This is a genomic window from Enterobacter sp. JJBC (assembly GCF_036936505.1).
Taxonomy (GTDB): domain Bacteria; phylum Pseudomonadota; class Gammaproteobacteria; order Enterobacterales; family Enterobacteriaceae; genus Enterobacter; species Enterobacter hormaechei_C.
Genome location: NZ_CP136935.1, coordinates 2,977,202 through 3,002,900 on the forward strand (window position 1 = coordinate 2,977,202; position 25,699 = coordinate 3,002,900).

The 25,699-nt window shown below is 51.9% G+C and carries 22 protein-coding genes and 2 pseudogenes; 11 read left to right on the forward strand and 13 right to left on the reverse strand.

Annotated features, from left to right (window positions below; genetic code table 11):
- Positions 1-5 precede the first annotated feature (5 nt).
- Positions 6-1,838, reverse strand: coding sequence for an excinuclease ABC subunit UvrC (gene uvrC / locus RY075_RS14430; RefSeq protein WP_003859650.1), 1,833 nt, complete (start codon positions 1,836-1,838; stop codon positions 6-8).
- Positions 1,835-2,491, reverse strand: coding sequence for a UvrY/SirA/GacA family response regulator transcription factor (uvrY, locus tag RY075_RS14435; protein WP_003859647.1), 657 nt, complete (start codon positions 2,489-2,491; stop codon positions 1,835-1,837). Before uvrY ends, uvrC begins: the two co-directional genes overlap by 4 nt.
- 366 nt (positions 2,492-2,857) lie before the next feature.
- Between uvrY and RY075_RS14440 the strand changes: the two are divergent.
- A pseudogene (locus RY075_RS14440) lies at positions 2,858-2,959 on the forward strand (hypothetical protein); the annotation flags it as partial.
- The gene (locus RY075_RS14445) at positions 2,956-3,180 is read left to right on the forward strand and encodes a DUF2594 family protein (RefSeq protein WP_003859644.1); all 225 of its coding nucleotides are present in this window, start codon (positions 2,956-2,958) and stop codon (positions 3,178-3,180) included. The pseudogene RY075_RS14440 and the gene RY075_RS14445, both read left to right, overlap by 4 nt.
- Before the next feature lie 64 nt (positions 3,181-3,244).
- On the opposite strand, the gene sdiA is transcribed toward RY075_RS14445, so the two are convergent.
- The 8 genes from sdiA to RY075_RS14485 form a co-directional block, all read right to left on the reverse strand.
- Positions 3,245-3,967 carry a transcriptional regulator SdiA gene (gene sdiA / locus RY075_RS14450; protein ID WP_003859639.1) on the reverse strand — a complete coding sequence of 241 codons (723 nt, stop codon included), beginning with the start codon at positions 3,965-3,967 and terminating at the stop codon, positions 3,245-3,247.
- Between the two features lie 223 nt (positions 3,968-4,190).
- On the reverse strand, positions 4,191-4,943 hold the full coding sequence (tcyN, locus tag RY075_RS14455) for an L-cystine ABC transporter ATP-binding protein TcyN (protein WP_003859634.1): 753 nt from the start codon (positions 4,941-4,943) through the stop codon (positions 4,191-4,193).
- Entirely contained in the window at positions 4,940-5,608 is a 669-nt protein-coding gene (tcyL, locus tag RY075_RS14460) for a cystine ABC transporter permease (RefSeq protein ID WP_003859632.1), read from the reverse strand. Before tcyL ends, tcyN begins: the two co-directional genes overlap by 4 nt.
- A gap of 21 nt (positions 5,609-5,629) precedes the next feature.
- Positions 5,630-6,616, reverse strand: coding sequence for a D-cysteine desulfhydrase (dcyD, locus tag RY075_RS14465; protein WP_048208438.1), 987 nt, complete (start codon positions 6,614-6,616; stop codon positions 5,630-5,632).
- A gap of 103 nt (positions 6,617-6,719) precedes the next feature.
- Positions 6,720-7,520 carry a cystine ABC transporter substrate-binding protein gene (tcyJ, locus tag RY075_RS14470; RefSeq protein WP_003859627.1) on the reverse strand — a complete coding sequence of 267 codons (801 nt, stop codon included), beginning with the start codon at positions 7,518-7,520 and terminating at the stop codon, positions 6,720-6,722.
- Positions 7,521-7,606: 86 nt separating this feature from the next.
- Positions 7,607-8,158 (reverse strand): flagella biosynthesis regulatory protein FliZ, encoded by a 552-nt coding sequence (gene fliZ, locus RY075_RS14475; protein ID WP_015570235.1) that lies wholly within the window; start codon positions 8,156-8,158, stop codon positions 7,607-7,609.
- Positions 8,159-8,212: 54 nt separating this feature from the next.
- On the reverse strand, positions 8,213-8,932 hold the full coding sequence (locus RY075_RS14480; RefSeq protein WP_003859623.1) for an RNA polymerase sigma factor FliA: 720 nt from the start codon (positions 8,930-8,932) through the stop codon (positions 8,213-8,215).
- Positions 8,933-9,095: 163 nt separating this feature from the next.
- Positions 9,096-10,823 carry a FliC/FljB family flagellin gene (locus RY075_RS14485; protein WP_032659212.1) on the reverse strand — a complete coding sequence of 576 codons (1,728 nt, stop codon included), beginning with the start codon at positions 10,821-10,823 and terminating at the stop codon, positions 9,096-9,098.
- Between the two features lie 267 nt (positions 10,824-11,090).
- Here RY075_RS14485 and fliD point away from each other — a divergent pair, with 267 nt between their 5' ends.
- The 4 genes from fliD (at position 11,091) to amyA (ending at position 14,901) form a co-directional block, all read left to right on the forward strand.
- Positions 11,091-12,503 (forward strand): flagellar filament capping protein FliD, encoded by a 1,413-nt coding sequence (fliD, locus tag RY075_RS14490; protein WP_032659217.1) that lies wholly within the window; start codon positions 11,091-11,093, stop codon positions 12,501-12,503.
- A gap of 30 nt (positions 12,504-12,533) precedes the next feature.
- Positions 12,534-12,944: a flagellar export chaperone FliS gene (gene fliS / locus RY075_RS14495; protein ID WP_006811147.1), complete on the forward strand. Its 411-nt coding sequence runs from the start codon at positions 12,534-12,536 to the stop codon at positions 12,942-12,944.
- Positions 12,944-13,315, forward strand: a complete 372-nt coding sequence (gene fliT, locus RY075_RS14500; RefSeq protein WP_003859615.1) for a flagella biosynthesis regulatory protein FliT — start codon at positions 12,944-12,946, stop codon at positions 13,313-13,315. Before fliS ends, fliT begins: the two co-directional genes overlap by 1 nt.
- Positions 13,316-13,413: 98 nt before the next feature.
- Positions 13,414-14,901, forward strand: a complete 1,488-nt coding sequence (gene amyA / locus RY075_RS14505) for an alpha-amylase (RefSeq protein WP_003859614.1) — start codon at positions 13,414-13,416, stop codon at positions 14,899-14,901.
- Positions 14,902-15,407: 506 nt separating this feature from the next.
- On the opposite strand, the gene yedD is transcribed toward amyA, so the two are convergent.
- Together yedD and RY075_RS14515 are read right to left on the reverse strand one after the other, a co-directional pair.
- Positions 15,408-15,821, reverse strand: coding sequence for a lipoprotein YedD (gene yedD / locus RY075_RS14510; RefSeq protein ID WP_003859613.1), 414 nt, complete (start codon positions 15,819-15,821; stop codon positions 15,408-15,410).
- A gap of 294 nt (positions 15,822-16,115) precedes the next feature.
- Positions 16,116-17,031, reverse strand: a pseudogene (locus RY075_RS14515) (DUF4113 domain-containing protein); the annotation flags it as partial.
- Between the two features lie 395 nt (positions 17,032-17,426).
- Here RY075_RS14515 and RY075_RS14520 point away from each other — a divergent pair.
- Entirely contained in the window at positions 17,427-19,289 is a 1,863-nt protein-coding gene (locus RY075_RS14520; protein WP_053070159.1) for an acyltransferase family protein, read from the forward strand.
- Positions 19,290-20,392: 1,103 nt separating this feature from the next.
- Here RY075_RS14520 and fliE read toward each other — a convergent pair.
- Complete coding sequence (gene fliE / locus RY075_RS14525) at positions 20,393-20,707, reverse strand: flagellar hook-basal body complex protein FliE (RefSeq protein WP_338627806.1); 315 nt, start codon at positions 20,705-20,707, stop codon at positions 20,393-20,395.
- A 228-nt stretch (positions 20,708-20,935) separates the two neighbouring features.
- Here fliE and fliF point away from each other — a divergent pair, with 228 nt between their 5' ends.
- From fliF to fliI, 4 genes are read left to right on the forward strand one after another with little or no spacing between them, the layout of a single operon-like run.
- Entirely contained in the window at positions 20,936-22,618 is a 1,683-nt protein-coding gene (fliF, locus tag RY075_RS14530) for a flagellar basal-body MS-ring/collar protein FliF (RefSeq protein WP_017383346.1), read from the forward strand.
- Entirely contained in the window at positions 22,611-23,609 is a 999-nt protein-coding gene (gene fliG / locus RY075_RS14535; protein ID WP_003859608.1) for a flagellar motor switch protein FliG, read from the forward strand. The genes fliF and fliG overlap by 8 nt, the downstream gene beginning before the upstream one ends.
- Positions 23,602-24,309 carry a flagellar assembly protein FliH gene (gene fliH / locus RY075_RS14540; protein WP_045330338.1) on the forward strand — a complete coding sequence of 236 codons (708 nt, stop codon included), beginning with the start codon at positions 23,602-23,604 and terminating at the stop codon, positions 24,307-24,309. The genes fliG and fliH overlap by 8 nt, the downstream gene beginning before the upstream one ends.
- The gene (fliI, locus tag RY075_RS14545) at positions 24,309-25,679 is read left to right on the forward strand and encodes a flagellar protein export ATPase FliI (protein WP_032609583.1); all 1,371 of its coding nucleotides are present in this window, start codon (positions 24,309-24,311) and stop codon (positions 25,677-25,679) included. Before fliH ends, fliI begins: the two co-directional genes overlap by 1 nt.
- Positions 25,680-25,699: the final 20 nt, after the last annotated feature.

Consider the following 25,699-nt stretch of genomic DNA (forward strand, 5'->3'; position numbering starts at 1 on the left):
AGCCCTCAATGTTTCAACGAGTAGTAGATCTTTTCTGCCAGCCCTTGCGAAATACCCGGCACTTTTGCAATTTCTTCCATACTGGCGTTGAGTAATCCTTGCAATCCGCCCATATACTTCAACAGCATCTGGCGACGTTTTGGCCCGACGCCTTCAATCGTCTCAAGGGTACTGGTATTTTTCACTTTCGCCCGTTTTTTACGGTGCCCGCTGATGGCATGATCGTGCGACTCATCGCGGATATGCTGGATCACGTGCAGCGCAGGGGAATCCGGCGGCAGGCTAAAGCCCTCGCCTTCCGGTTCAAAGAACAGCGTTTCCAGGCCAGCCTTACGATCTGCCCCCTTCGCTACCCCTAGCAGCAGCGGATGGTTCTTGTCCCACTCTACGTCGAGCGATTCGAATACCGCCTTCGCCTGCCCCAACTGCCCTTTCCCGCCGTCGATAAGGATAACGTCCGGGATTTTGCTCTCTTCAATCGCTTTACCATAGCGACGGCGCAGCACCTGGTTCATGGCGGCATAATCGTCACCGGGCGTAATGCCGGTGATGTTATAGCGACGATACTCTGCCCGCAGGGGGCCATTCGCATCAAAGACCACACACGACGCCACGGTCTGCTCACCCATCGTATGGCTGATGTCGAAGCATTCCATGCGTTTCACTTCCGGCAGCTTAAGCAGCGTAGCAAGGGCGGTTAAACGCTGGCTGACGGTCGACTGCTGGGACAGTTTGGTGGTCAGCGCCGTGGCGGCATTGGTTCGCGCCAGTTTCAGATAACGCGCGCGATCGCCCCGCGGTTTCGTCTGGACATTCACCCGGCGGCCTGCCAGCTCTGAAAGCGACTCCGCCAGCAGGGTTTTATCGTCGAGCGTGAAGTCTAGAAGGATCTCCGAGGGCAGCGTACGCATCTGGCTGCCCTGCAAATAAAACTGGCCGACAAAAGTCTCCACCACTTCACCCAGCTCAGTGCCGCCCGGCACTTTCGGGAAGTAGCTGCGGCTGCCGAGCACTTTGCCCTGACGAATAAACAGCACGTGAACACAGGCCAGACCGGCGTCAAAGGCTACGCCGATAACATCGAGGTCGTCGCCCGTATTAGAAACAAACTGCTTCTCGGTCACCCTGCGCACCGCCTGGATCTGGTCGCGGATGCGTGCGGCCTCTTCAAATTCCAGCGCCGCGCTGGCTTTTTCCATACGAGTAATCAGTTGCGTCAGCACCTGATCGTCTTTCCCGGCTAAAAACAGGCGGACATATTCCACCTGCTGCGCGTACTCTTCTTCGCTTACCAGCCCTTCAACGCACGGCCCCAGGCAGCGGCCAATCTGATATTGCAGGCACGGCCGGGAACGGTTGCGGTAGACGCTGTTTTCACACTGGCGAACGGGGAAGATTTTTTGCAACAGCGCCAGCGTTTCGCGTACGGCATAACCGTTCGGGAAAGGGCCAAAGTATTCACCTTTCGCATGCTTAGCCCCACGATGCATCGCCAGGCGAGGATGGGTATCACCGCTCAGGAAGATAAACGGGTAGGACTTATCATCGCGCAGCAGGACGTTGTAGCGCGGCTGATACAGCTTGATATAGTTGTGCTCAAGCAGCAGCGCTTCCGTTTCCGTATGCGTTACGGTGACATCAATGTTGTGTATAAGTGCGACCAGTGCTTCGGTTTTACGAGAGGCAAGATTGCTGCGGAAATAGCTGGAAAGGCGTTTTTTCAGATCTTTTGCCTTACCGACATAGATAACCGTACCGCCAGCGTCGTACATTCGGTAGACGCCCGGCTGGCTGGTGACGGTTTTCAGAAATGCTTTTGAATCGAACGCTTCACTCACTGACTTATTAACGACTCCGCATTGCACAAACCATGGCGAATGGCCAGGTGAGTCAGTTCGACATCACCGTGAATGTTCAATTTACTGAACATCCGATAGCGATAGCTGTTGACCGTTTTCGGGCTGAGATTCAACTGCTCTGAGATCTCATTCACCTTCTGACCTTTAGTGATCATCAGCATAATCTGCAATTCGCGCTCAGACAAACTGGCAAACGGAGATTCCGTTTTTTCCGGTTCAATCTGACTCAGAGCCATCTGTTGAGCAATATCAGAAGCGATGTAACGCTGCCCGGCGTATACGGTGCGAATCGCATTGACAACTTCCTGCGGCGCGGCGCCTTTACTGAGATACCCGGCAGCACCCGCCTGCATAACCCTGGCAGGCAGCGGATTTTCGGTATGGACGGTCAGCATGATAACTTTGGTATCAACGAACATGCGCGCGATTTTGCGCGTGGCTTCAAGCCCGCCAATACCGGGCATGTTCATATCCATCAGCACCACGTCTGCGGAGTTAGCGCGACACCATTTGACGGCATCTTCGCCACAGCACGCCTCGCCGGCAACTTTAATACCCTTTATATCTTCAAGAATGCGTCGTATCCCTGCGCGCACCAGTTCGTGGTCATCAACAAGAAGGACGTTGATCAAAGGAAATGTCTCCAGAATAGGGATAACGCTACTGACTGCTAATTGGGTTTATATTAACGGTTTTCCATGCAAGATTAAAACGCTAAAAAATCGGCTATACGATTCTGGTCTCGTTTTTGGAAATTAGGCTGTACAGCAAGTGGAAAGAAAACCCTTGTCCGCTGGGCTTTTACCGCTATTTTCTAGCATCGATATTCAAAAAGTTACTAAAACAGTTGTTAACTCAAACGAAAAAGTGCGCGCGATTTTTTGTAACAACAATTAACGAATGACGAACCGGGGATAAACATTTAATTGCCGCTAACATATTGGACAGAGTACCTTCATAATCCGCGTCGACCAATAATCGCGGCGCGACAAGTATAAAAAACAACCACTGCATTTTTTGCCATAGCTTGTGGTATACTCCGCCGCCTTAACTTTCATCGTCGCGCTCATGCGCTGTTTTATAATGAGGAAAATAAATGAGCACACCTGAATTTGCCACTGCCGAGAATAACCAGGAACTGGCACAGGAAGTAAACTGCCTGAAGTCGCTGCTGACGCTTATGCTACAGGCGATGGGCCAGGCTGATGCTGGTCGTGTGATCATTAAAATGGAAAAACAGATCGCGCAGATGGAAGACCAGGCGGAATCCGCTGTTTTTGCCAATACGGTTAAGCAAATTAAACAAGCCTACCGCCAGTAACAAAAACGGCTGGATGCAAAGCATTCAGCCGTTTTCTCGTCTGACACGCAGAACGTGATATCAGTCAGATAAGCCCCGTCGCCGCGGCATAACACGCTATCTGGATCTTATTCGGTGCGTTGAATTTCTTCTGCATATTCTTCTGGTGGAAATTGACGGTATTTTCCGAGATGGAAAGAATGATGGCGATTTCTGCCGACGTCTTCCCTTCTGCGGTCCACTTCAGAATTTCCCGTTCACGCTTGCTGAATTTCATTTCAGGCGGCATCACCGTCTCATGTTCAAAGCGCAACAGCGTAGTGAGCGCCATCTGGACCAGCATTTGTAAACGCAGCTCAACTTCTTCACTGGATATCGAGTGTGCCTGTAAGCTGGTACATGACACGGAAAGGAAACCGAGCGCATGATTTGGCATCATCAGACACTGCGTTATTCCCTTGCGTAAACCGTGATCCCGCGCGCCGTCCCATAATTGCTGGGCATCCGTGAATAATTCATCCGTCCAGGGCAAATGTCCCTGAATGAAATTCTCCGGCTTCAGTACCGGGTCAATGGCGAAATAATTTTCGGATTGATATTGCGCCATCCATTGTTGCGGATAACTGGAATGGACGGATGTTCGCGGGCGGGTAAATGGCACAGGGTGTCGAACACAAAGCGCATAATAATCGAATTCAAGCGCCTGCGTTTGTCGCTGAAGTTCCTGATATACCTCGTCAGCACAGGTCATTTGCTGAAACCGGAGGACGCATTCCCGTCGCCAGGTGAAAAAGTCTATATCCCTCATACTTGCCGAATGAAGCCTCTGATAAAGATAATCATTATTATGGTGAATATAACCTAACACATTTAGCATGATTATTTATATAAAATATCGGCCACAGGCAGATTATCTTTAATTTGGCGATGGCTTATCCACTTCAGGCGGAATAAAAAAGCAACAGAACGGAGTTTAAGGGAGGATTATTTGCTCCAGAAGCGGCATCTGGAGCAAATTGAACGCTAAAATGCTACTGCATTAAGAATTTTTCAAGGAACTGACGGGTACGGGGCTGCTGCGGATTGGCAAACAGCGCTTTAGCTGGCCCCTGCTCAACTATTCTCCCCTGATCCATGAAAATAGCCCGATCGGCAACGTCGCGGGCGAAGCTCATTTCATGCGTCACAATCACCATCGTGCGTTTCTCCTGCGCCAGCTGTCGGATGGTGTTCAGCACTTCCCCGACCAGCTCAGGATCGAGCGCGGATGTGGGTTCGTCAAACAGGATCACATCCGGGCGCATCGCCAGCGCGCGTGCAATAGCGACACGCTGCTGCTGCCCGCCAGATAAGCGACGCGGATAGCTCGTCTCCTTCCCTGCCAGGCCAACCTTCGCAAGCAGCTCGCGGGCGCGGACCGTGGCGTCTTCCTTAGGTTCCCCCTTGACGATGACCGGCCCTTCAATAATGTTTTCCAGCACCGTGCGGTGCGGGAAGAGATTAAAGCTCTGGAACACGAAGCCGACATGCTGGCGCAGGCGGCGAATCAGCCCTTTTTGCTGGCTGATGGGTTTCCCGGTATCAATGGTGATATCACCCACGCGGATCGTCCCGCCTTCGGGCTGCTCCAGTAAATTGATGCTGCGCAGCAGCGTGGTTTTGCCTGACCCGCTCGGGCCGATAATTGCCACCACTTCGCCCTGCTCAACCTCAAGATCAATGCCATGCAGCACCGTTTGCCCGTGGAATTTTTTCACCAGGTTTTTGACGTCAATTGCACTCATTTTGGATCACGCTCCTGGCGGTTAAGCTGGTTTTCAAAATAGTTTTGCAGAGCGGACAGCACCGTCGCCATCACCCAGTAAATCAGCGAGGCCGCCAGATACATAGTAAACACTTCCAGCGTACGCGAGGTGATCAGCTGCGCCTGACGGAACAGCTCCGGCACCTGAATGGTCGCCGCAAGGGAGGTGTCTTTCACCAGGCTGATAAAGCTGTTGCTCAGCGGCGGCAGCGCCACGCGCGCCGCCTGGGGCAGGATCGCCCGGCGCAGCGTCTGCCACGGGGTCATCCCGATACTGGCCGCCGCTTCCCACTGCCCTTTATCGATGGAGGAGATCGCCGCACGCAGCGTTTCAGAGGTGTACGCCGCTGTATTCAGCGACAGGCCAATCATCGCCGCCGGGATCGGATCCAGCTCGATACCGAACTGTGGCAGCCCGTAGTAAATCATAAACAGCTGGGCGATAAGCGGCGTTCCGCGGAACACGGAGATGTAAAACCGCGCCAGCCATCGCACCGGCCAGATGTTGGACATGCGCATCAGTGCCAGCACAAACCCGAGCACCAGCCCGAAGAACATCCCGCCGATACTTAGCTGTAAAGTAAACACCGCGCCTTTAAGCAAGAACGGCAGCGAATCAATAACCAGTTGAATACTTTCTTGCATTATTATTTTTCTACCTGATTTTTAGACATGAGGATGATAGGCAAACAGCGCAGGCGCTCCGCCAGTATGAACAAACAAAATAGGTCCTTCATCCTTAAAGCGCTTCCGGGCGATGCCGTCGATCAGGCCCGCCATTGCCTTACCGGTATAGACCGGGTCAAGCAGAATACCTTCGAGACGGGCCAGCAGCTTAACGGCCTCCATCCCTTCATCATTGGGGGTGCCATAGCCCGGCGCGAAATAGTCATCCCACAGCAATATTTCCGCCTTCGCCTGAAGCGCAAGCTGTTCAGCCACCGCCTGTTGCAGGGTGACGACTTTCGGCTTTTGGTCCGCAACGCTTCTGGAAACCGTCACGCCAATCAGCTCGACCTCCGGCATCAGCTGCTCAAGCCCGACCGCTAAACCGGCATGGGTCCCCGCACTGCCGGACGCCACCACCACCGAGGATAAACTTACCGCGCCTTCGCACTGCTGAGCGATTTCCAGCGCGCTCTCAACATAGCCGAGGGCACCCAACGCATTCGAGCCGCCAACCGGGATCACGTACGGACGAAAACCCTGCGCTTCCAGACGCGTCGCCAGCTCGTCGAGCTGTGCTGTCGGGTCGGTCAACGCGTCGACCATTTCAACCTGCACGTTGAACAGATCCAGCAGCAGACGGTTACCGTTAGTCAGGTAATTCTCTGCCTGCGTCCCGATCGGGTTCTCCAGCAGGGCTACGCAGTGGAGTCCCAGCTTCGCCGCCACTGCCGCCGTCTGGCGAACGTGGTTAGACTGAATTGCCCCGGCGGTGATCAGCGTATCCGCCCCCTCGCGCAGGGCATCGGCGGCGAGAAATTCCAGCTTGCGCAGCTTATTTCCGCCCATCGCCATGGGCGTCACATCGTCACGCTTAATGAATATATCGCGCCCCAGATAGTCAGAAAATCGCGGCAGATACTCCAGCGGCGTGGGTGCGCCGATAAATTCCAGACGGGGAAAGCGCGTTAAATTCTGTAGTGACATGGTTCCTCCGGTCACGCAAACAATTGTTATTTCATTATGCACGCAGACGCGCGAGAAATAAAAAAGGCGCTTTTAAAAGCGCCTTTTTTTGTCAGTCTGAGACTTATTTCGTCACGTCTGCGCCGAACCACTTCTCAGAAAGCGCCTTCAGGCTACCGTCTTTCTGCATCTCAGCAATGGCGCCATCGATGGCTTTCAGCAGATCCTCGTTACCCTTACGCACCGCCACGCCGGACTCCTGACGGGAGAACGCATCACCCGCGACAGCCAGGGTATTGTTGGTTTTCTTCACCAGATCCAGCGCTGCCAGGCGGTCAACCAGAATGGCGTCAATACGGCCTACGCGCAGATCCTGGTATTTCGTCGGGTCATCATCGTAGGTACGGATGTCCACGCCCTGCACGTTCTGGCGCAGCCACTCTTCGTAGTTGGTGCCCAGACCGACGCCGACTTTCTTACCTTTCAGATCCGCTGCGGACTTGATGCTGCCTTCGTTACCTTTCTTCACCAGCGCCTGAATACCGGACACGGTGTACGGCGTGGAGAAGTCATACTTCTTCTTACGTTCGTCAGAAATGGTTACCTGGTTAATCACCACGTCAATACGTTTGGAATCCAGTGACGCCAGCATCCCATCCCATTTGGTGGGTTTCAGGGAGGCTTTAACGCCGAGGTGTTTTGCCAGCTCCTGCGCAAACTCCACTTCAAAACCGGTCAGTTTACCGTCGTCACCCTGGAAGCTGAACGGAGGATAGGTTCCTTCCAGCCCAACCAGCAGCGTGCCGCGCTCTTTAACTTTGTTGAGCAGATTCTCTGCCGCGAACGTTTTCACGCTCATCCCCGCGACCAGCGCAACGGCCATCATCCCCATCAGCGCCTGACGACCCAGAAGTGCTAATTTCATAAGTACTCCGATACAGTGGAATTTTTGAGTAGTGTAGAGAAATCGCCTGCAACGTCAAAGGCGGCTGCGCTACATCTTATTCTTTTTTAATATATATCAGAAGTTGTTCCGGCGCGGACTTTCTGCTTTATGACGCCCGGCATCTGGACTTTATATTGTGCGTACTTTCGCAGCGCGATGCGGTAATTGTTGGTACTGGTGGCGGGCAGCCAGGGCTCCAGATTTTCATCCAGGTATCCGGTTGTCAGCAGATCGCGGGAGATATTTTGCATGGTCAAATGCTGACCCAGGCGGCGCAGGCGAACCACGTATTCACGCACGGTGCCGTGACTCATCTCCGTTTGTTCAAACAGGAATTGCTTGAAGCCGATAATATCGAAGAAGTCGCTTTGCTCTTTGCAATGGAGATCGCCACAGAAACGGCAAAGCGCTACCCACTCTTTTTGCTCTTCAAGCCAGGCGGCTTCATCCATCAGCGTATCGAGGCGGGAAATCGCAATCTTATTCACGATTTCACCGCGACGAACCAGCGTGATGCGGTCGAGTAATTTTTTACAGTGGGCGCAATGCGTCTGGCTGTGTTTAAAGTCTTTCAGGTAGCGGCTTAAAGGCCGTCTTTTAGATTGCTGCACCGTCATGATAACTCCTGGTTGTCAATACGTTGTGCGGCATTTCCAAGGCGAATGACTCACCTATAACTTACCCAGTTTTGTGCGCAGGCGTTTAATGGCCTGGCTGTGCAGCTGGCTCACCCGTGACTCGCCCACCTCCAGCACGGCGCCAATCTCTTTGAGATTGAGCTCTTCCTGGTAATAGAGGGTTAACACCAGTTGCTCACGTTCCGGTAAAGCTTCAATCGCTTCCATCACGCGCTGGCGTAAATTCCCTTCCAGTAAATGGTGTAACGGGTTCTCTTGCTGGTGTTCATCGGTCACCAGCTCGATGCTATCGCCATGCTCTTCGCGCCACTCATCATAAGAGAAGAGTTGGCTGTTATTGGTATCGAGCAACATCTGGCGATACTCTTCAACAGGAATGCCCAGACGCTCCGCTACTTCGGTTTCCGTCGCGTTGCGCCCCAGCTCCTGTTCCAGCTGCCCCATCGCATGCGCCACTTCGCGCGCGTTGCGGCGAACGCTGCGCGGCACCCAGTCGCGGCTGCGCAGCTCGTCCAGCATCGCACCACGAATACGCTGCACTGCGTAAGTCGTAAATGCCGTTCCTTGCAGAGCGTCGTACCGGTCAACTGCATTCAATAACCCGATACCGCCCGCCTGTAGCAGATCGTCCAGTTCCACGCTCGCCGGCAAACGCACCTGGAGGCGCAATGCTTCGTGACGCACCAGCGGAACATAACGCTGCCACAGCGAGTGTTTATCCATTACACCTTCAGCGGTATAGAGTGAATTCACGATAAACAGCCCTGCGTTAGTTGAGTTATCGGCATGATTATCCGATTCTGGAGGGGTTTTAATCGGGTGAATAGTGGGTGAAATGAGGGGTTATTTGGGGGGTTACGCTTGTGCGTGGATAGAAAAAACCCCGCCGAAGCGGGGTTTAAGCGTAATCAGGCGATTAACCTTGCAGCAGAGACAGAACCTGCTGAGGAACCTGGTTAGCCTTGGCCAACACGGAGTTACCGGCCTGCTGGATGATCTGCGCTTTAGACATATTTGACACTTCGGTCGCATAGTCGGCGTCCTGAATACGGGACTGCGCTTCAGACAGGTTGGTGGTGGTGTTGTTCAGGTTGGTGACAGCAGAACCCAGGCGGTTTTGGATGGCACCTAAAGAAGAACGGAACTTATCGATGGAGCTGATAGCATCGTCCAATGCTTTCAGTGGATCGGTAGTAGTAGCAGCTTTAGTCGCTGCGTCGGTAGTGAATTTACCTGCTGCGTCAGTGTAAACAGCTTTTCCAGAACCATTGGTCACGCTGCCATCAGTTTGCAGGAAGTAATCAACGGTATTGGTAGTAGTCAGAGTACCATCAGTCGCTGTATAAGTAGCCGCGCCCCCAGTGGTAACAACGCCAGTTGCGCTAATAGAAATATCGTCAGTACCATCAGCGTCATTATCTACATTGAGAGCAGTACCTTTAGCAGCGGATTGCAGAGCATCAGCGCTGATACGAACGTTGCTCAGTGTAATTGTACCTGATTGAGAACCTGTTGCTGCGTCAGCAGAACCCGCCAGAGCGATAGTTGCGCCATCAGCCGTAGTAATTGAAACACCCACTGCACCTGTAGCGTCATGGTTTTTAGTCAGACCATCAAGCGTTGCCGCGGCAACTGTACCGGCGCTGTTTTGAGTCAAGTTACCTGTTGAATCGATAAACAGTGCTGAACCATCTTTAGCAGTAATTTTACCATCACTCGCCAGCACAACATCAACAGAAGTACCACCAATCTTAACGCTCAGGTTAGCAGTATCCCCTGCTTTCGGCGTCAGGAAGGATTGCAGTGCAGCGCTATTGCTGTCACCAGCTGCCGCACCAGCAGCGATGGTCGCCCCGAAGCTGAAATCATTTGTTGCTTTGTTGTAGGTATAGTTAGTCGCTGTCGCTGTCCCAAAACCATTAGAAATTGTGGCATCGACAATTGCACCATCAGACAGATTTGCAAATACGTTTGCAGCAGTGGCTTTATTCAGACCTGCGTCTACAGTGTATTTGGTTACACCGGCAGCATCGGTGGATGGTGTTGTACCTGCTGTAGCTGCTGCCGCTGCCAGTTCATCCTTGGTAGCAGCAGTGTTTGCCACAGAGCCCTGACCATTAACGTTAAAACCGGTCAGACCAAGAGTTTTAGAGTCGATTTGTTTCAGGTCGATAGTGATGGTCTGGCCATCGTTCGCTCCAACCTGAATTTTCATGGAACCGTCTTTAGCCAGCACATTAACACCGTTAAACTGAGTCTGACCAGACACGCGGTCAATTTCGTCCAGACGGGATTTGATTTCATCCTGAATTGAGTCCAGATCAGACTTAGAGTTAGTACCAGTAGAAGACTGAACGGTCAGCTCACGAATACGCTGTAAGTTGTTGTTGATTTCAGACAGTGCGCCTTCAGTAGTCTGTGCAACAGAGATGCCGTCGTTAGCGTTACGTGCAGCCTGAGTCAGACCTTTGATGTTGGAGGTGAAGCGGTTAGCAATCGCCTGGCCTGCTGCGTCATCTTTTGCGCTGTTGATACGCAGACCGGATGACAGACGCTCAATGGCAGTAGACATTGAAGACTGGTTCTTGTTGATGTTGTTCTGAGTGATCAGCGAGAGGCTGTTGGTATTAATGACTTGTGCCATGATTTCGTTTCCTGTTGTTCATCAAATCTGTGGATTAGATTTGGGTTTCCACCCTTCGGCTTCATCGCCGTCAAAGGTGTTATCGTCTGGTCCAAAACAACCTTTAGATTTTTTTTCAGGATCGCATCATTTTTTTAGCCACAGAAATACTCTTCTCTATTAGCGCTATTCTCGCCATTAAAAAAAAGAATCTAACCGTAAACTTTCCTGAGTTGAGGCCGATAACCCCACTATTCGTTCTACGTGTCGTTACATTAAGGAATAAATATGGCAAGTATTTCTACGTTGGGAGTCGGATCAGGTTTGCAGTTAGGCGACATTCTGGACAGTCTGACCGCTGCACAAAAAGCACAGCTGACGCCGATCTCTAAGCAGCAAACTTCCTATACAGCAAAACTTAGTGCCTACGGCACGCTGAAAAGTGCATTGGAATCCTTCCAGACGGCAAATACTGCACTTAGCAAAGCCGATCTGTTTACAGCGACTACCACCGCCAGCAGCAGCACAGCCTTCAGTGCCACAACCAGCGGCAGCGCGATTGCGGGTAAATACACCATTAACGTATCGCAGCTTGCGCAGGCGCAAACCCTGACAACAGCTAAAACGCAAAGTGATAATAAAACGGCGATTGCGACAGCGGACAGCACCATCACCATTCAGCAAGGTGGTGACAAGAAACCTGTCACTATTAATATCAGTGCGGAAAACTCATCTCTGAGTGGTATCCGAGATGCGATCAACAAAGCGGATGCTGGCGTAAGTGCCAGTATTATTAACGTCGGTAATGGTGAGTATCGTCTGTCCATTACGTCGAAAGATACCGGTAAAGACAATGCCATGACTATTAGTGTCAGCGGCGATACGGCACTTCAGTCCTTCATGGGCTACAACGGTAATAGCGCAGATACCGCTAACGGCATGATGGAAAGCGTTACGGCCCAAAATGCGCTATTGAAAGTTAATAACGTTGATATTGAAAACAGCAGCAATACAATCAGTGATGCGCTGGAAGATATCACTCTCAACCTGAACGACGTGACAACCGGTAATCAGACCTTAACGATCACTACCGATAACACTAAAGCGACCAAAGCGATAAACGACTGGGTGACGGCGTATAACTCCCTGCAAGATACTTTCAGCAGCCTCACAAAATATACTGCTGTGGACGCGGGTTCAGACGCTCAGAATACCAGCAACGGCGCGTTATTAGGCGACAGTACGCTACGCACTATTCAGACTCAGTTGAGAAGCGTGCTGAATAACCCTCACACCAGTTCCAATATCAAGACCCTTGCTCAAGCTGGCATCACTACCGACCCAAGCACCGGTAAACTGGAAGTGGATGATGACAAGCTTAGCGCGGCAATGAAAAACAGCGCGGCTGGTATCAAAGACCTGCTGATCGGTGACGGGAAAACATCCGGTATCACCACCACCGTTGGAACAAACCTTACAGGTTGGCTCTCCAGCACCGGCATCATTCAGGCTGCCAAAGATGGCGTCAGTAAAACCCTGAACAATTTAACTAAGCAATATAACGCGGCCAGCGAGCGTATCGACACCATGGTAGCGCGTTATAAAGAACAGTTTACGCAATTAGACGTCATGATGAACTCGCTGAACTCTACCAGCAGTTACCTGACGCAGCAGTTCGAAAATACGTCCAGCAACAAGTAGTAAACGCTAATCAGACCCTAGGGGGATAACATGTACGGCGCAAAAGGCACGCAAGCCTACGCAAAGATAGAAGTTGAAAGCGCGGTGATGAGCGCCAGCCAGCAGCAGCTGGTTATCATGCTATTTGATGGAGCCCTCAGCGCACTGGTACGGGCACGTCTGTTCCTTGCAGACGGTAATATCCAGGCAAAAGGGCTGGCGCTCTCCAAAGCGATTAATATCATCGAAAATGGCCTGAAGGTCGGATTGGATGAAGAGAGTAAAGACGAGTTAACACAAAACCTGATCGCTCTCTATGCCTATATGGTTCGTCGCCTGCTTCAGGCCAACCTTCGCAATGATGCCAGTGCCATCGAAGAGGTGGAAAATTTACTGCGCAATATTGCGGATGGCTGGAAGGAGGCAGCAGGTATACCAACTCTTGTCCAGGACGCCGTCTAATGAGTAACGCACCGCAACTTTATGCCCTTTATCAGCAACTCCTTGAGCAGAGCCAGTTGATGTTGCGACTGGCCCGGCAGGGACTATGGGATGATCTGATCATCTGTGAAACCGACTATGTTAATGCGGTGCACTCACTGGCTCGTCTCACTCAGGAAAGTGAACCTTCGACGCAGATTCAGGAGCAGCTTCGCCCGACGCTGCGGGTGATCCTGGACAACGAAGGCCAGGTAAAAACGTTGCTGCAAGCCAGAATGGATGAGCTGGCGAAGCTGGTCGGGCAATCTTCCATCCAGAAAACCGTTCTCTCCACCTACGGTAACCAGGGCGGTCATGTCCTGGTTCCGCAAAGTAATAGCGATATCAATTAGCCATTTAACTGGCGGGCAAACGTTAACCGTTTCGTTCGCCAGGCATTTCTGCCAAACCTGCTCCATACTTGAGTTTCGCGACCTCATGGAGATGGTGCATGCGCAACCCAACACTTTTACAATGTTTTCACTGGTACTACCCCACCGGCGGTGAACTGTGGCGAGAAGTCACGGCATTAGCCCCCAATCTGAACGAAATCGGCATCAATATGGTCTGGTTACCGCCGGCCTACAAAGGGGCATCCGGCGGCTATTCCGTCGGGTATGACTCTTATGACCTTTTCGACCTCGGTGAGTTTGACCAGAAAGGCAGCGTCGCCACCAAATACGGCGATAAAGCCCAGTTGCTGGAGGCCATCAACGCCTTAAAAAGTAACCAGATTGCGGTGCTTCTGGACGTGGTGGTCAACCACAAAATGGGGGCCGATGAGAAGGAACCCGTCCGCGTGCAGCGCGTGGATGCGCAGGATCGCACCCAAATCAGCGATGAGATCATCGAATGCGAAGCCTGGACGCGCTACACCTTTCCCGTTCGGGCCGGCCAGTATTCGCAGTTCATCTGGGATTACAAATGCTTTAGCGGTATCGACCACATTGAAAACCCCAATGAGGACGGTATCTTCAAAATCGTGAACGACTACACCGGCGAAGGCTGGAACGATCAGGTCGACGACGAGATGGGCAATTTCGATTACCTGATGGGTGAAAATATTGATTTTCGCAACCATGCGGTGACGGAGGAGATCAAATACTGGGCGCGCTGGGTGATGGAGCAAACCCACTGCGACGGCTTCCGCCTGGACGCGGTAAAACACATTCCAGCCTGGTTCTATAAAGAGTGGATTGAGCACGTCCAGGAGGTGGCCCCGCAGCCGCTGTTTATTGTGGCGGAATACTGGTCTCACGAAGTGGATAAATTGCAGCACTACATCAATCAGGTGGACGGCAAAACGATGCTGTTTGATGCGCCGCTGCAAATGAAATTTCACGAAGCGTCACGCCAGGGACGCGACTACGATATGAGCCAGATTTTCACCGGTACGCTAGTGGAAGCCGATCCGTTCCATGCCGTGACCCTGGTAGCCAACCACGATACCCAACCCTTGCAGGCGCTGGAAGCCCCGGTTGAAGCCTGGTTCAAACCGCTGGCCTACGCGCTCATCCTGCTGCGTGAAAACGGCGTGCCGAGCGTGTTCTACCCGGATCTTTTTGGCGCCAGCTATGACGACACCGGCGGGGATGGCGAGACGTATCACATCGATATGCCGGTGATTGAACAGCTCCACGAGCTGATCCTCGCCCGGCAGCGTTTTGCCCACGGCGTGCAGACGCTGTTTTTCGATCATCCAAACTGTATTGCGTTCAGCCGCAGCGGGACTGAGGAGCACCCGGGCTGTGTGGTGGTGCTGTCGAATGGGGATGACGGCGAGAAGACGATCTGCCTCGGGGAAAATTACGGCAATAAGACCTGGCGTGATTTTTTAGGCAACCGCGAGGAAACCGTGACCACGGCGGCGGATGGCGAAGGGACGTTCTTCTGTAACGGGGGAAGCGTCAGCGTCTGGGTGATTGAGGACGCGCTGTAGTGCTGGAACAGTGTGGTCTGATGCCCTCACCCCGACCCTTTCCCACAGGGAGAGATATCCCCAGTAATTTGAAAGCAGAAGCAATAACGTTGCCTTCATAATAACTGAGGACTTTCAGCGATGCCCTGGTCCGGCTGTAAATCGCCGAAGCGTTTCCGTAAGGCCGGGGCGAGGCGCAGGGAAGCGCCGAGAGGGCGTGGCCTGCATGGATGCAGGCTCATGCCCGACCCGATAGCCTGAAGGAAAAAGCTGAGGGTACCGCGAAGCGGCGAGTTTCCGCCGGGAGCCCGGGTCGCCAGGGTGGTGGCGACTGAGCCACCCTGGCACGTTCACCGCACATGTCGCTACAGAGTAGCAAGGAACATAAAGTGAACGGAATGACCACCAGAGCCGTATGTTCCCCCTCACTCCAGCCCTCTCCCTCCAGGGAGAGGGGGCCGACGGTGAAGGCATTATTTTGTGGAGATCTCTCAGACCACGGGTAGAGGGCGCAAACTCCAAAACGGTTACGGAAGCTTACTCTCCAGCGGATTCTTGCTCAGGTAATCTGCGCATTCCACCGTTGGACGGTCAACCTTGTACAGTTCCATACCGTCATACTCCAGCGCCGCCCCATCACGCTCCAGCGGATAGACATCCAGCTTACGCGTCACGTTATAATAATCATCTGAACGCAGCATGATCTTACCCGGCACCGCGATAACGCGCTGCCACTGACGGCAATCCAGCGTATCCCCCTCTGGCGTCACCACCAGCGTGGCGATCGCTTCCGGGCTCACCATCGCGCTCTGCGGCCCTTTCGACTGCCAGTAACCTGCCAGTTGCGAAGGTACCGGGTGCTTAATCACTTCCTGATAGTTATCAACCTGAACACATCCCGCTAACGTCAGCATCGCAGCCACAATTGCTACTTTTTTCATCATCTTTCCTGCATGCGAAGAAAAAAATATTGTGGCATTAAAGCCATCAGGCTGCCAGCGTAAGATTGGAAGGTTTACACCTGCATCCCCATCATATGAGCATACATTTTTCATAATCGACAAAGATCGTCCAAGAGCGCACCAAATAACAGATGGTTATAGTCGTCGAAAACATCAGTCGTCTAAGTTCGCCTTAGAACGAGTGCTGTTTTATGTCACATCCACTCCTGTTGATCCTCTCATCATAATTACCACCAATATGTTCGTAGGATTTAACAGCTGTGCACCAGTTCATTATCGGACCTTTGGCAGGTCAGAAAAGCCGATAGTGTAGCGCGTCGAAAGTATTTCACGCTTCGTCTGCAAAGAATGTTGTATTCCCTTTCCTGCAAAATAAAGCGTGCCCTTCCCGTCCTTAGCCATAATCTTCTTTAACTTTTCGCTACCTGTTGAGATGCGCTGTCGCTGTAATATCACTCCTGAAGAACAAAAGAGGATGTCTTTACTGAGGTCGAGATAAACCGGCAGTACTGGTGCCCTCCGCGAATTTTCTTAGCGCCACGGACCGCTTTATTGCAAATGGCCTGCCGCATCTGTTCGTATTCGTTAATACGTTCACCAAACGATCGGCTGAATGCTGTTCCTGCTTCACTGACGCGAATTCTTCCAGGTCGACACATGAATTGCCAGGCCGCTCGCGAAAGGTTCGCTCGAGCACTAAATTAAAGTACTTGCGGATTATCCATGTGCTCTGTTCTGATATATCCAACGCAGTTTAACTATCCATCGCGCTTAGCTTCTAACTAATAGAAGTCCAACATGCAATCCATCTTCTACATGCATAAGCGTCACCAGGCTTCGCTGACGGACGACGTTTATGAGGTCAAGCAGCTAGCCCTTTGCTCACTGCATGGTTTACAAGATTCGCCAGAGTCTTTGTCTGTGCTATGCCAATACCAACTGTAATATACGTCCGCTTTAACACCAGCGTGCGTATCTCTTTCCCAAATATTAGTCAGGTCAGGGCAGTTGCTTAAGCCAGTCTGGGCAAAAGAAGCTTCGTCTATACTGTAAATTTTTCACAACAGCTCATTTCTTCCAGGATGGTCATTATCCGGCTCGACATAGAAGTGGATAGCTCGAAGATACTACTGAAGCAAACAACATCAGCGCGCCGGAAAAGTTCATTTTGCTTAAAGAATGGCCACCCAGACCTGGAGAATGCAATGTGTAGCGACCGCAACAAAACGCACGTCATCAAATTTCTCTCCTTATGTAGCCTCGCCATCATTCAAGGATTGATGCGTTATCGGCCAAATCTTCAGACTATTGACGCCCAACAAACCAAATGAGCAATTTGTCACCACACTCATTTAGCGCTTCAGTATTGAAAACATGAAAGCCTCCTGCGTTTGCACAGGAAGGGCGGTATGGTTCTGTGAGGTCGATGAAGACGGCTTGTACGTCTACTGCGCGCACCATAACCCTCAAAAAAACCACTGTGTATTAAAACAGCACGTCAAAACTAGCCTGTCGATCCAGACTTTCTTTGATGTTATAATAAGAAAATACTGATTTTTACTAACTTAACAACAAGACATAACAATGATTACTTTTAGAAAAGATATTAACGGATTGAGAGCGCTAGCAGTAATATCAGTTGTACTTTATCATTTTGACACCCCTTTTTTCTCGGGAGGATTCTCTGGCGTAGATATATTCTTCGTGATTTCTGGATTCTTGATGACTGGTATAATCCAATCAAGGCTAGAAGCAAATAACTTTTCATTCATTAAATTTTATCTAGATCGCGCTAAAAGAATCATACCAGCGTTATCTTGCACCTGTTTGCTAGTATTTATATCATGTTGGTTCTTCTTAACGCCAACAGATTTCGAGACGCTTGGTCGACACATTTATTCAAGCTTATTGTTTATATCGAATATAATATACTTCAAAGAGATAAACTATTTTGATGCTTCGGCTAGTCAAAAGTGGCTCCTGCATACATGGTCATTATCAGTAGAGTGGCAATTTTATATGTTATTACCACTGTTAATGTTCATTGTGTACAAAATTAATAGGAAGGCAATAAATAGTGTTCTACAATTTGTTTTTATAGTAAGCCTAACACTATCAGTTTATTTCGTTGAATCAAATAAAGCATCTGAAGCTTTTTATCTTTTACCAGCTAGAGCTTGGGAGATGGTTATTGGCGGGTTGGTGTATTTGAATCAGATAAAAATCAACAGGCGTTACCTGGCTATATTACATTATATATCTATCTTTACTATGGTTGCAGCTATAGTCTGTCTTGATAAAAACGATCAGTGGCCTGGGTTGCTCGCATTGATACCTGTTTCTGCTGCGGCCGTTTTTATCGCTTCAGGACATGATTCATGGATATCAAGTAATCCAGTTGCGCAATTCATTGGAAAAATATCCTACTCTGTTTATCTATTCCACTGGCCTGTGGTAGTAGCGTTGAATTATTTCGGTTTAACGGATTCATCAATGAGATTCGCTGGAATTATATTATCATTTATCCTTGGCGCTATTTCTTATAATCTAATTGAAAATCAGACAAAGAGAGTATTAAATCAATACCGTCAGCAAACATATAAAGAAATCATAGCTATTATATTAATCTTATTGATTCCTTTCGGCGTTTCCGCATTTTCAAGTCAAAATGGTGGATTTGCATCAAGATTCCCTTACGCACTTCTTACGTCTGAGGATATTGCTAAAGAGAGAGCTAGATATTGGGTTGACGGTGATAAGGAAAAACCAGTGCCCGCGAACGGACCAAGAAAAATAGTCATTATCGGAAACTCGCACGGTGTTGATCTAACTTATGCGCTAACCGAAAATGGGCTGAAGGGTGATATCACTTATCTTAGAACAACGTCTTATTGCTCAAACTTTGGATTTACTCCAAATTATCCGCAATATAAAGATAAATGCCCTCCAGTTTTCCATAAAGCAGTCAATAATAAAGCATTAAATGATGCTGATGTTGTATTTATGCACGACGATTGGGCTAAAGAAGATCTGCTCAATCTGAGTAAATCACTGAATGAATATCTTTCAAAAACTAAAGCTCACATATATGTTATTGGACCAAAAATGACATATACTAAAAGCGCCATTGATATAGTAGCTAACTCAATGGATGAGAAAAAAACCACAGTTGAAATGGTGAACGAATACTCTAAAAACTATTATTCCAAACCAAAAATTAAAATTGACAAAGACTTAAAAACATTTTTCTCTGAACATAAGGAGTATGCAAGTAGAGTGACGTATATCTCTGCAATGGATATTCAGTGCGGTAATAACTATGATTGCAAACTTCTAAGTGAACATAATAAATCATTTTATTACTTTGACGCAGGACACTTCACTCTTAACGGGTCGATAAACTTTGGTTCAATGCTAAAGAGTGCACATCCTGAATTATTTCTGTAATATTTATGGGCCAGATACACTGGCCCATCCTAATTTTTGAAGAACAGGTCCAAGTGGTCATTTTCTGCGTCCATAACCATAGTCCCCCGGAATATGGTTATGGCTCTTGAAGTTACTCTTGAGTGGTATTGCCTCCTGTAATATCTGTATTAACATCGAAAAAACCGATGAAATAAATACGCAACCATCTAATAATTAAAATATTCACCTGGCATCCTACGAGCTTCCATAACATGTTAAAATCGTTAAATAAGTAACTTCAAAAAAAAATAACAACCAAATCCTTTTCTAATCTTGATGGAAAATGTCATTGATGAATATTCTTATATTGAGCAAGGACGAGGCGTAAATAGTCGATTACGCCTTCTCCGGAATCGAGGAGTGTACCGCACATCTTACAACCCGCTACATGGCTGTTTGAGCCAATCGGTAAATTCTACTGTATAAGACAGCGACCTGCTGAATTGATTGTGCCGCTGGTTGCAAAAGCATGACTCTCCAACCTTAAACTGGTAGCGGATGTGGTCTGGTTTGCTAGGTAATAATTTCTATTACGTAATAAATTTTCTTATAGTGTATTCCTAAAAATACTTGCCTGAAATAAGTGTGCTTACACCTGACTTAAACATATCCAAAAGACTTTTGCTTTGATAATAACAGCTAGTTATACCAAGCGATGTGGTTGGTCAGAAAACGCTTCCTTCGGAAAGTTTGAAAGCAACCTCATGTCATTAAACACAACCTTGGCATAATCAGGTAATGAACCAGAATGTTCAATACTTTATCCAACGTGGCATTTAATTGTGATAAGAATTGCTGCGGTGAAGTCGTATTTGCGTATCGGTTCGAGCCTTCACCAGATAGAGTAGTGTCGGATAACCCAGGCTGTAGGTCACCAGTACATGCATCGAACCGGTAAACGCGATCGGCTCGCTGGTATCAACATCATTCCCTGCTCTACCGGTAATGCAACCCTGTTGCTGATTGCTATCTTAGATGCCCGGCACCTGAATGACCCTAGCTGCCTGGATAATCCCGTCCTCTATAATCTTGGCGTTAATATTGGATGGATATTAATTATAAATATCATTAGGTTAGATAACCTAAACTTGCATGCCCATCACTTCCTGGTATGCCGACACCAGCTTGTTACGCACCTGCAACCCCATCTGCAATGACACCGACGCTTTTTGCAGATCGGCCATCACATCGTTGAGCGCCACGCCGGATTCGCCAAGGGTAAATCTCTCAGCCTGGGTACGGGCCGCGTTTTGCTTGTCGCTGATCCGGTCCAGCGCCGCATGCAGTTGACCGGCGAAACTGACGCCCGGCGGCTGGTCAGCCACGCTCTGATTACGGGCGGTCATCGCCGTTGCCTGTAACTGACTGAGTACCCCTTCAATGCCCTGTATAGCCATGACTCTCCCCTGGATGGTTTTTTACGAGGTCAAGACTAACAGCTTGTCAATAAGATAATGGCGGTAAATAGCGTTAAAAAACCAGGTTATTTGACGCATAGAAAATCCCGAATCATCAAATAATGGCAGGGCCATCAGTATGGAACTTTTGTCGTGTTTGCCGACCCGGGAGTCAGTTTTGTTTCTCTACACGAATAACGTAAACCACCAGGATTTAAGAGGTGCGCAATGAGTGCGACAGCAGCATCGACAGCGCCACAGAATAAATCACTCGAGTGGATGAACCGCCTTCGCGCCAACCCTAAGATCCCGTTGATTGTGGCAGGCGCTGCCGCCATTGCGATCGTTGTCGCGATGGTCTTATGGGCAAAAAGCCCGGATTACCGCACGCTCTACAGCAACCTTTCCGACCAGGATGGCGGTGCCATCGTCACCCAGTTAACCCAGATGAACATCCCGTATCGCTTTGCCGATAACGGTGGTGCGCTTGAAGTACCGGCAGATAAAGTGCACGAGCTTCGCCTGCGTCTCGCCCAGCAGGGGCTGCCGAAAGGCGGCGCGGTTGGGTTTGAGCTGCTGGATCAGGAAAAATTCGGCATCAGCCAGTTCAGCGAGCAGGTTAACTACCAGCGCGCGCTGGAAGGTGAGCTGGCCCGTACGATTGAAACCTTAGGCCCGGTGAAAAGTGCCCGTGTGCACCTGGCGATGCCTAAGCCGTCCCTGTTTGTCCGCGAACAAAAGTCCCCTTCTGCCTCTGTGACCGTTAACCTCGAACCTGGCCGTGCGCTGGATGAAGGGCAGATCAGCGCCGTCACGCACCTGGTCTCCAGCGCGGTGGCCGGTCTGCCGCCAGGTAACGTCACGCTGGTGGATCAGAGTGGTCATCTGCTGACGCAGTCCAACACCGCCGGGCGCGATCTCAACGACGCCCAGCTGAAATACGCCGCCGACGTGGAAGGCCGTCTTCAGCGTCGCATTGAAGCGATTCTGGGCCCGGTGGTCGGCAGCAGCAATGTGCACGCGCAGGTCACCGCGCAGATTGATTTCTCGAATAAAGAACAGACCGAAGAGCAGTACGCTCCGAACGGGGATGCCTCCCGCGCCGTGTTACGCTCGCGTCAGATCAATGAGACGGAACAGGTCGGCGGCCAATATCCTGGCGGTGTGCCGGGTGCGCTCTCTAACCAGCCTGCACCTGCCAACGCCGCGCCAATCTCCACCCCGCCGGCAAACCCGCAGAACGGTCAGCAAACGAATCAGCAGACGACCTCGACCGCGAACAGTACCGGCCCGCGTAACAGCAGCCGTAACGAAACGACCAACTACGAAGTCGACCGGACCATCCGCCATACCAAACTGAACACGGGCGATATTCAGCGTCTCTCTGTTGCCGTGGTGGTGAACTACAAAACGCTGCCGGATGGTAAACCGCTGCCGCTCACGGCGGAGCAGATGAAGCAGATCGAAGATTTGACCCGCGAAGCGATGGGCTTCTCTGAAAAACGTGGCGATACCCTCAACGTTGTGAACTCACCGTTCAACCCGGTGGATGAGACCGGTGGCGAACTGCCGTTCTGGCAACAGCAGGCGTTCTTCGATCAGCTGATGTCCGCAGGCCGCTGGCTGCTGGTGCTGATTGTCGCGTGGCTGCTGTGGCGTAAGGGCGTTCGTCCTCAGCTACAGCGTCGTGCTGAAGCCGAGAAAGCCGCGCTGGAACAGAAGAACGCGCGTCCGGACGAGGAAGAAGCGGTTGAAGTTCGTCTCAGCAAAGATGAACAGATGCAGCAGCGTCGTGCTAACCAGCGCATGGGCGCAGAGGTGATGAGCCAGCGCATTCGCGAAATGTCAGATAACGATCCGCGCGTCGTCGCGCTGGTCATCCGCGGTTGGATGGGTAACGAACATGAGTAATACGCTTACAGGCACCGATAAGAGCGTCATCCTGCTGATGACCATTGGCGAAGACCGCGCGGCGGAGGTGTTTAAACATCTCTCCCAGAGAGAAGTGCAGATCCTCAGTGCGGCGATGGCCAACGTGCGCCAGATCTCTAACAAGCAGCTGACCGAAGTGCTGGCGGAGTTTGAGCAGGAAGCAGAACAGTTTGCGGCACTCAACGTCAACGCCAACGAATACCTGCGCTCCGTGCTGGTTAAGGCGTTGGGCGAAGAGCGCGCCGCCAGCCTGCTGGAAGATATTCTCGAAACGCGCGACACCGCCAGTGGGATCGAAACGCTCAACTTTATGGAGCCGCAAAGCGCCGCCGATCTTATTCGCGACGAGCACCCGCAGATTATCGCCACCATTCTGGTCCACCTCAAACGGGGCCAGGCGGCCGATATTCTGGCGCTGTTCGACGAGCGCCTGCGCCACGACGTGATGCTGCGTATCGCCACCTTCGGCGGCGTCCAGCCAGCCGCGCTGGCGGAGCTGACCGAAGTGCTGAACAACCTGCTCGACGGCCAGAACCTCAAGCGCAGCAAAATGGGCGGCGTGAGAACGGCAGCGGAAATCATCAACCTGATGAAAACGCAGCAGGAAGAGGCGGTTATTACGGCGGTACGCGAGTTCGACGGCGAGCTGGCGCAGAAAATTATCGACGAGATGTTCCTGTTCGAAAACCTGGTCGAAGTGGACGACCGCAGCATCCAGCGCCTGCTCCAGGAGGTGGACTCCGAATCGCTGCTTATCGCCCTCAAAGGCGCCGAGCAGCCGCTGCGCGAGAAGTTCCTGCGCAACATGTCCCAGCGTGCGGCCGATATCCTGCGCGACGACCTGGCCAACCGTGGCCCGGTGCGTCTGTCTCAGGTGGAAAACGAACAGAAAGCGATCCTGCTTATTGTTCGTCGACTGGCCGAAACCGGCGAGATGGTGATTGGCAGCGGAGACGACACCTATGTCTGATGAACTGTCGTGGAAGCGCTGGACGCCTGACGACCTCTCCCCTCCCAGCGCAGAGTTCACCCCTGCCGTTGTGTCGTCCGACGAGGGCGACGCCGGGGCGGGCGAACCCGAGCTGAGTGAAGAGGAACAGCGCGCCCAGTTGCTGGCCCAGATGCAAATGCAGGCGCACGAACAGGGCTTCAATGCAGGGATGAACGAAGGCCGTCAGACCGGGCACGCACAGGGTTATCAGGAAGGGCTGGCGAAAGGTTTAGAGCAGGGCATCGAGCAGGCGCGCCAGCAGCAGGCGCCGCTACATGCCCGCATGCAGCAGCTGGTGAGCGAGTTTCAGCACACGCTGGATGCGCTCGACAGCGTGATTGCCTCGCGCCTGATGCAGATGGCGCTGGAGGCGGCCCGTCAGGTAATCGGCCAGACGCCGGTAGTGGATAACGCCGCGCTGATTAAGCAGATCCAGGGGCTGCTCCAGCAGGAGCCGCTGTTCAGCGGCAAACCGCAGCTGCGCGTTCATCCTGATGATTTGCAGCGCGTGGAAGAGAGCCTCGGCGCGACGCTGAGCCTGCACGGCTGGCGGCTGCGCGGCGATCCGTCACTTCATCATGGAGGCTGTAAGGTCTCGGCGGATGAGGGCGATCTGGATGCCAGCGTCGCGACCCGCTGGCAGGAACTGTGCCGCCTGGCGGCACCGGGAGTCGTCTGATGACCGCTCGCCTTACGCGCTGGCTTAACACGCTTGATAATTTTGAAACGAAGATGGCGCAGCTGCCATCCGTTCGTCGTTATGGACGCCTGACGCGCGCCACCGGTCTGGTTCTGGAAGCCACGGGGCTGCAACTTCCGCTCGGCGCCACCTGCGTGATTGAGCGGCAGGACGGGGGGGAGACGCGTGAAGTGGAAAGCGAAGTGGTCGGGTTCAACGGTCAGCGCCTGTTTCTGATGCCCCTTGAAGAAGTGGAAGGGATTTTGCCCGGCGCCCGCGTCTACGCGAAAAACATTAGCGGTGACGGCCTGCAAAGCAGCAAACAGCTGCCGCTCGGTCCGGCGCTGCTGGGCCGCGTCCTGGACGGAAGCGGCAAACCGCTTGATGGCCTGCCCTCCCCTGATACCACCGAAACCGGCGCGCTGATCACCCAACCCTTCAACCCGCTGCAACGCACGCCAATCGAGCACGTACTGGATACCGGCGTGCGGCCGATTAACGCCCTGCTCACGGTGGGACGCGGCCAGCGTATGGGACTGTTTGCCGGCTCCGGCGTGGGTAAATCGGTCCTGCTCGGCATGATGGCGCGTTATACCCAGGCGGACGTGATCGTCGTGGGGCTGATTGGTGAGCGTGGTCGCGAAGTCAAAGATTTCATCGAAAACATTCTGGGTACGGAGGGCCGCGCCCGCTCGGTGGTGATCGCCGCGCCTGCGGACGTGTCGCCGCTGCTGCGTATGCAGGGTGCCGCCTACGCCACGCGTATTGCGGAAGATTTCCGCGACCGGGGCCAGCACGTTCTGCTGATTATGGACTCCCTGACCCGCTACGCGATGGCGCAGCGTGAGATTGCGCTGGCCATCGGCGAGCCGCCCGCGACCAAAGGCTACCCGCCGTCGGTCTTCGCCAAGCTCCCGGCGTTGGTTGAGCGCGCGGGGAACGGCATCAGCGGCGGCGGCTCCATCACCGCGTTCTATACGGTACTGACCGAAGGTGATGACCAGCAGGACCCGATTGCCGACTCCGCGCGCGCGATCCTCGACGGCCATATCGTGCTGTCGCGCCGTCTGGCCGAAGCCGGGCACTACCCGGCGATTGATATTGAAGCGTCGATCAGCCGTGCGATGACGGCCCTGATCACCGAGCAACACTACGCCCGCGTGCGTAACTTCAAACAACTGCTCTCCAGCTTCCAGCGCAACCGCGATCTGGTAAGCGTCGGGGCGTACGCCAAAGGCAGCGACCCGATGCTCGATAAAGCGATTGCCCTCTGGCCGCAGCTGGAGGCATTTCTGCAACAGGGTATTTTTGAACGCGCCGACTGGGAAGATTCCCTCCAGGCACTGGAGCTGATTTTCCCGCAGGTGTAACACAGGTGGAGGGCGAAGGT